General features: G+C 67.8%; 8 protein-coding genes and 1 pseudogene. 2 read left to right on the top strand and 7 right to left on the bottom strand.

The features are described from left to right. The 7 genes and pseudogenes from AWB89_RS04995 to AWB89_RS04965 all read right to left on the bottom strand — a co-directional run. Positions 1–136: pseudogene (locus tag AWB89_RS04995) on the bottom strand (WXG100 family type VII secretion target); the annotation flags it as partial. Positions 137–208: 72 nt separating this feature from the next. After that, entirely contained in the window at positions 209–469 is a 261-nt protein-coding gene (locus tag AWB89_RS28390) for a hypothetical protein (protein ID WP_085104147.1), read from the bottom strand. Between the two features lie 342 nt (positions 470–811). Continuing rightward, positions 812–2,026, bottom strand: a complete 1,215-nt coding sequence (locus tag AWB89_RS04985) for a PPE family protein (RefSeq protein ID WP_085171976.1) — start codon at positions 2,024–2,026, stop codon at positions 812–814. A gap of 239 nt (positions 2,027–2,265) precedes the next feature. Continuing rightward, complete coding sequence (locus AWB89_RS04980) at positions 2,266–2,550, bottom strand: WXG100 family type VII secretion target (RefSeq protein WP_068226688.1); 285 nt, start codon at positions 2,548–2,550, stop codon at positions 2,266–2,268. A gap of 29 nt (positions 2,551–2,579) precedes the next feature. After that, positions 2,580–2,876, bottom strand: coding sequence for a WXG100 family type VII secretion target (locus tag AWB89_RS04975; protein WP_085104235.1), 297 nt, complete (start codon positions 2,874–2,876; stop codon positions 2,580–2,582). Between the two features lie 86 nt (positions 2,877–2,962). Next, on the bottom strand, positions 2,963–4,156 hold the full coding sequence (locus AWB89_RS04970; protein WP_085171974.1) for a PPE family protein: 1,194 nt from the start codon (positions 4,154–4,156) through the stop codon (positions 2,963–2,965). A 344-nt stretch (positions 4,157–4,500) separates the two neighbouring features. Then, positions 4,501–5,898 carry a glycine--tRNA ligase gene (locus tag AWB89_RS04965; protein WP_162293296.1) on the bottom strand — a complete coding sequence of 466 codons (1,398 nt, stop codon included), beginning with the start codon at positions 5,896–5,898 and terminating at the stop codon, positions 4,501–4,503. A 176-nt stretch (positions 5,899–6,074) separates the two neighbouring features. Here AWB89_RS04965 and AWB89_RS04960 point away from each other — a divergent pair, with 176 nt between their 5' ends. Next, positions 6,075–6,500: an ArsR/SmtB family transcription factor gene (locus AWB89_RS04960; protein WP_139830888.1), complete on the top strand. Its 426-nt coding sequence runs from the start codon at positions 6,075–6,077 to the stop codon at positions 6,498–6,500. After that, positions 6,497–6,889: a Fur family transcriptional regulator gene (locus AWB89_RS04955; RefSeq protein ID WP_085171972.1), complete on the top strand. Its 393-nt coding sequence runs from the start codon at positions 6,497–6,499 to the stop codon at positions 6,887–6,889. Before AWB89_RS04960 ends, AWB89_RS04955 begins: the two co-directional genes overlap by 4 nt. Positions 6,890–6,984 lie beyond the last annotated feature (95 nt).

Here is a 6,984-nt window from a genome sequence, read left to right as displayed (position 1 = left end):
ACTCGACGGCATCAGGGATGTTCATCGACGACGCCCACATCTTGCGAGCCTCGTCCTCAACGGTCTGAGCGTGGACCTCGAAACGGCCCGCCATCGCCCGCATCTCGTGCGGGTCGGTCATAAAACGTGTTGCCATGTTGCCTTTCTCCTTCTGAATTTAACTTCCTGGATTTCTCATTCAGGTTGGTCTGGATTGCGCGTGAAAACCTCAGCCCGCAGCCGGCGACGTCGGTACCACGCTGGTAGTGCGCGGCAGGTCGAAGCGGGGTTCCGCCTCGGCTTGCCACTCGCTCCACTCGGCCCACTCGTTCCACTCGTCCATGCCCTCGCCGGTCGCCTCCGGGTTGAGCCCGTCGGCCGCCTGCGCGGTGGCATCGGCGCCTTCTTCCGGCTCCGGTGCCCAATGGTCGTAATCGTCCGGGGGAACAGCCACCCCCCACTTCAGCGGAACCGATAAGCCGCCGAGCATCCCTGACTCGCCTCGCTTTGCCGACACCGCATCGTCCGGCAGCGGGGAACCAAGAGGCAAAAGCACGGTGCCCCCTTCCACAGCCGTTTCGTTCAGTTTCGAACCCGGCGGCGAATACAGCACCACCAGGCACTTCGCATCGTAAGTCAATTCTGAGGACAATATCCGGGATTCAGCGATTTCGCCTCTTTTAGAAACAGCGCAAGATCGTGGGCGAAAACCGATGACGGAATCCAGGTGAGAGCAGCATGCTCCGCTTGGCGCGACCGCAGTATGGCCACAGACCCGGGCCCTCGGGCCGCCGATTCGCGGCCCGGCTTATCACCTGCCCTTTCCGACGACCTATCCGACCCCGGTGCGCGGCACCACGCTGGGCCGCGACTGCACGACATGGGTGGGGCTGGCGCCGCCACGGCCCATCATGCCGCCGGGCATGCCCGCCCCGGCGCCCATGCCACCCATCGGCATCGGCATCATCGGCATGCCGCCGCCCATCGGTGCCCCGGCCGCCGCCGCGGCGCCGGCCGGCATCTCGCCCATGCCCGACATGGCCGCGCTGACCATCCGGGACGGCGCCGAGCCCTGCCAGGTCGGTGGCACCGACATCGCCCCGACCAGCCGGGCCTTGCCCAAACCGGCCTCCGCGGCACCCAGGCCGCCCATACCGCCGCCGCCAAGCCCCTTCGGGACGGCGCTGCTGACGAACTTCGCCGGATCGACGGCGCCCGCGGCACCCGTGGCTCCGGCCAGCGCCGCCGAATTCGACGCGCCCATTCCCGCCTGGGCGGCCATCATGATCGGCGACATCATCATGCTCACCGGCATCATGCCGACCTGGGCGACCGTCGACAGCGACGAAATCGGTGCGGCCGAGGCCAAAGCGGAGACCTGCGAAACCGCCGGCCCGGCCACCGCCACCGCGGAGGCCACCGGGGCCGTAATCGCGCCGCCCACAGACGACGCCAGTCCGACGGCCTGCGAGGTGACCCCGGCCAGCGGCGCCGACAACAGCCCGGTCAGACCCGCCAGGTTCACCGGCGGAACGCTGAACGCGGGCAGCGCCGCGGCCACGCCCATCGCCCCGCCGTGGTAGCCCACCATCGCGGCGACGTCCTGGGCCCACATTTCCATGTACTCGAACTCGGTCATGAAGATCGCCGGCGTGTTCTGGCCGAGGATGTTCGTCGCGATCAACGCCATCAGCTGGGCGCGGTTCGCGGCGATCGCGGGCGTGGGCACCGTCGCCGCCAGCGCGGACTCAAACGCCGTCGCGGCGGTGCGCGCCTGCAGGCCCGCCGACTCCGCCTGCCCGGCCGCCGCGCTCAACCACCCCACGTAGGGCGTCGCCGCGGCCGCCATGGCCATCGATGCCGGGCCCGCCCAGGGCCCGTCGGTCAACCCGGAAACCACCGATTGGAACGACGACGCGGCACCGGCGAGGTCCGTCGCCAGGGAGTCCCAAGCGGAGGCCGCCATGAACAGGGGCCCTGAACCCGCCCCGGCGAACATCAACGCCGAGTTGATCTCCGGCGGGAAGAACGTAAAAGCGGGAACCATCACACCCCCAAGCCAGCCAGCCGCATCAACGGCACAGTCCAACGATCAACAGACACCACGGGCCGATCCTAAGTCCATCGCCCATCAAAAATCCGGGGTTTCACCAAACCGTCTAACCCGTCTTGGCGCCGAATTTGCGTCCGAGACCGGTTCTCGTTACCCGCGGGGGCGTATTGGTGTCTTCGAACCCCTCGGGCGTGGGTAACACCGGGGCGTTACCCACGCCCTCGGACGGCTGCTCAGGCCCAGCTGGACCCGACGGCGCTGTCGGTGCTCGCCATGTTGCTGCCGGCGCTTTGCACCTTCTGGCCGTGGGCGTTGGCCTGCTCGTAAATCACCTGGAAGTTGCGACCCAACTGGGTGATGAACTCCTGGCAAGCCACCGAACCGGCGCCACCCCAGAAGTCACCCGCAGCCAACACATCGCGCACGATGGCCTGGTGCTCGGCCTCCAACGACGCCGCCTGCGCGCGAATCGTCGCGCCATGGGCGTCCACATCGCCAAACTGGTAGTTAATCGTCATCGCACAAATCTCCTAACGCCTGAAAGCCACTAACTGCTCAAAATCTGCTGAGAAGCCTGCTCTTGCTGCTCGTAGTTGTTCGCGTCGCGGATCAGCCCGTCGCGCACGCTCTGCAGCATGTTCACGATGTTGTGAAACGCCTGATTCATCTGCCCCATCGTGTTGTACGACGACGCCGAAGCCGCCCCACTCCAACCGGCGCCGGAAATGTTCTGCGACGACGCCCACATCAGGCGCGCCTCATCCGAAACCGTCTGTGCGTGCACGTCGAAACGACCTGCCATCGCCCGCATCGCATGCGGGTCGGTCATAAACCGAGTAGCCACCACGCCACTCCTTCCATCAGAAACCGAAATTTCAGTTAGACGCCGTTGCGGCGCCCACACGCAAGCCCCGACCTATCACCCCCGCCCTACCCCACTCCGACCCGCGGTACGACGCTGGGTCGTGACTGCACGACATTCGGGCTGGCCCCGCCGCGGCCCATCATCCCGCCGGGCATCCCGGCGCCGGCGCCCATGCCGCCCATCGGCATCGGCATGAACGGCATACCGCCGCCCATCGGCGCCCCCGCCGCCGCGGCGGCCGGCACCTCGCTGCCCAGCCCCGACATCGCCGCGCTGACCATCCGGGACGGCGTCGACCCCTGCCACGTGGGCGGCACCGACATCGCCCCGACCAGCCGCGCCTTCCCCATGTCCGCGGACGCGCCGCCCAGGCCGCCCACGCCGCCCAGGCCCTTCATCGCGGGAGCGGCCTCGCTGACGAACTTCGCCGCATCGGCGCCGCCGGCAGCGGCACCCGTCGCTCCGGCCAGCGCCGCCGAATTCGAGGCGCCCATTCCGGCTTGGGCCGCCATCATGATCGGCGACATCATCATGCTGACCGGCATGATCCCGAGCTGAGCGACCGTCGACAACGACGAAATCGGCAGGGACGAGGCCAGGCCCGACACCTGCTGCACGGCGGACCCGGCCACGGTCATCGCGCCCGTCAACCCGACCGCACCCGCCACCGACGACGCCAGCCCGGCGACCTGCGACGCCACGCCGGCCAGCGGCGCCGTCAGGCCCGCCAGGCTCAGCGGCGGCAGGCTGAAGGCCGGCAGCGCCGCGGCGACGCCCATCGCCCCGCCGTGGTAGCCCAGCATCGCGGCGACGTCCTGGGCCCACATCTCCATGTACTCGAACTCGGTCATGAAGATCGCCGGGGTGTTTTGGCCGAGGATGTTCGCCGCAATCAACTCCATCAACTGGGTGCGATTGGCCGCCACCGCCGCGGGAGCCACCGTCGCCGCCAACGCCGACTCAAACGCCGTCGCCGCCGCGCGGGCCTGAGCCGCCGCGGCCCCGGCCTGCCCCGCCGCCGAGTTCAACCACCCCACGTACGGCACCGCGGCCGCCGCCATGGCCGCCGCCGACGGACCGGTCCACGACCCGTCGGTGAGACCCGTCACCACCGAGTTGAACGACGACGCGGCCCCCGCCAGGTCCGACGCCAACCCGTCCCACGCCGACGCCGCCATAAAAAGGGGCCCCGAACCCACGCCTTCGAAGATTCGCGCCGAATTGATCTCGGGAGGCAACCAGGAAAAATCCAACACCATCACGACCCCCGCTCAGCGGCCCGCACCAGCGGCCTCGTCGCCCCCCGGAAATCAACACACACCACGGCCGGATCGTAAGACAAATACCGTGCAAAAGCCCTATTTTTTCCTAAACTTGAATCAATCGAGAACGCAAACTTGATTCAATCCGAAAACGACGGGGCGGACGACCGGCCAGGCGGTCGCGCGTGGCGCGCCAAGACGCCCCTCAGCAGCGCCGATCCGCCCGCACAGCAGAATGCGCGGCAACAAATGCGGTGGGGGCAATTTAATTACTCGACGCATTCAACCGATGACGCCGATTAAGCGAAGACGAATTGTGCGAATCGTTTGTGGCGCGGCGCCTAGCAGCCCTTCAGGCGGGCCGCCAGGTAATCGCCGACGGCGCCGATCGCGACCCGATCCTGCGTCATGGTGTCGCGCTCGCGCACGGTCACGGCGTCGTCCTCGAGCGAGTCGAAGTCGACGGTCACGCAGAACGGCGTGCCGACCTCGTCCTGGCGCCGATACCGGCGGCCGATGGCCCCGGCGTCGTCGAAATCGATGTTCCAGCACTTGCGCAGTTCGGCCGCGAGGTCGCGAGCCTTGGGGCTCAGGTCGGCGTGCCGGGACAGCGGCAGCACCGCCGCCTTGACCGGCGCCAGCCGCGGGTCGAGCCGCAGAACGGTCCGCTTTTCCATGGCGCCCTTGGCGTTGGGGGCTTCGTCCTCGCTGTAGGCGTCGACGAGAAACGCCATGAACGACCGCGTCAGGCCGGCCGCGGGCTCGATGACGTAGGGCGTGTACCGGGAGTCGGTGACCTGGTCGTAGAACGACAGGTCGGCCCCGGAATGCTTTGCGTGCGTTGACAAATCGAAGTCGGTGCGGTTGGCGACGCCTTCCAGCTCGCCCCACGGATTGCCGGCGAAGCCGAACTTGTACTCGATGTCGACGGTGCGGTCCGAGTAGTGCGACAGCTTGTCCTGCGGGTGCTCGTACAGGCGCAGGTTCTGCGGGTCGATGCCCAGATCGACATACCACTGCAGCCGCGTGTCGATCCAGTACTGATGCCAGTCCTTGGCGGTCGACGGCTCCACGAAGAACTCCATCTCCATCTGCTCGAACTCGCGGGTGCGGAAGATGAAGTTGCCCGGGGTGATCTCGTTGCGGAAGCTCTTGCCGATCTGCCCGATGCCGAACGGCGGCTTGCGACGCGCGGTCGTCACGACGTTGGCGAAGTTGACGAAGATGCCCTGCGCGGTCTCGGGACGCAGGTAGTGCAGCCCCTCCTCGGTCTCGATCGGGCCGAGGTACGTCTTGAGCATCATGTTGAACTCGCGGGGCTCGGTCCACTGCCCCTTGGTCCCGCAATCCGGGCAGACGATCTCGCTCATCGGGACCGAATCGGGGTCGGCGATGTTCTTCTTCGCCGCGTAGGCCTCCTGCATGTGGTCCTGGCGGTGCCGGTGGTGGCAGTTCAGGCACTCGACCAGCGGGTCGTGGAAGACCTCGACGTGGCCGGAGGCCACCCACACCTGCCGGGGCAGGATGATCGACGAGTCGAGCCCGACCACGTCGTCGCGGCCGGTAACCACCGCGCGCCACCACTGGCGCTTGATGTTCTCCTTGAGCTCCACGCCCAGCGGGCCGTAGTCCCACGCCGATTTGGTGCCCCCGTAGATCTCGCCCGAGGGAAAGACGAAGCCCCGCCGTTTGGCGAGGTTGACTACGGTGTCGATGACGGACGCCACGGGGCTGTGCACTCCTTCTCGAAGATCCAGGCAGACGGGGCGCCGCCGAGGCGCCGCTCGCAAAACATCAGCCATGGTATCGACCGGCGCGGCGAACTTTGACATGCGTCATTACGCATGTGACAGTGGAAAGCGCCGATCGCGATTCCCGCGGCGGGCCTCCCAGTTCTCGAGGTGATGACTCTCCCATGGCGACGTCCTCAACGTCTTCGGTGCCGGCCGCCGCCGGCGACGACATGGGATCCGAGCTGAGCGTGCTGCCCCACGAGCATGGCGGGGCCGGCCCGGGTGAGCACGCGGAGTTCCCCGAATACCCCGTCCCGCCGCCGCGGGAGATCCTCGATGCCGCGGGCGAGCTGTTGCGCGCGCTGGCCGCGCCCGTGCGGATCGCCATCGTCCTGCAGTTGCGCGAATCGCACCGCTGCGTACACGAACTGGTCGACGCGCTCGGCGTGCCGCAGCCGCTGGTCAGCCAGCATCTCAAGATCCTGAAGGCGGCGGGCGTGGTGGCCGGCGAACGGTCGGGCCGCGAGGTGCTCTATCGGCTGGCGGACCACCACCTGGCGCACATCGTCGTCGACGCGGTCGCCCACGCGAGCGAGGACACACCGTGACGGGCGCCAGCGTGCGCTCCACCCGCCAGCGGGCCGCGATCGCCACGCTGCTGGACACCCTGGACGAATTCCGCTCGGCCCAGGAGCTGCACGACGAGCTGCGCCGCCGCGGCGAGAACATCGGCCTGACCACGGTGTACCGGACGCTGCAGTCGATGGCGGCGACGGGCATGGTCGACACGCTGCGCACCGACACCGGCGAGTCGGTGTACCGCAGGTGCTCGGAACATCACCACCACCATCTGGTGTGCCGATGCTGCGGTTCCACCATCGAGGTGGGCGATCACGAGGTCGAGGAATGGGCGGCGCAGGTGGCCGCCAAGCACGGCTATTCCGACGTCAGCCACACCATCGAGATCTTCGGAACCTGCGCCCAGTGCCGCTCCTAGGCGCGCGGGAAAAAAGTTTCTGAAAAAAGTGTCCGACACGCGTCCGCCGCGTGCTCCTACCCATGAGTGGCCCACGGGCCGAGACAACACCTCAA

The sequence above is a fragment of the Mycobacterium paraense genome (assembly GCF_002101815.1).
GTDB classification, from domain to species: Bacteria; Actinomycetota; Actinomycetes; order Mycobacteriales; family Mycobacteriaceae; genus Mycobacterium; species Mycobacterium paraense.
The sequence above is the reverse complement of the archived record's forward strand: the minus strand, read 5'-3'. Positions and strand labels throughout refer to the sequence as shown.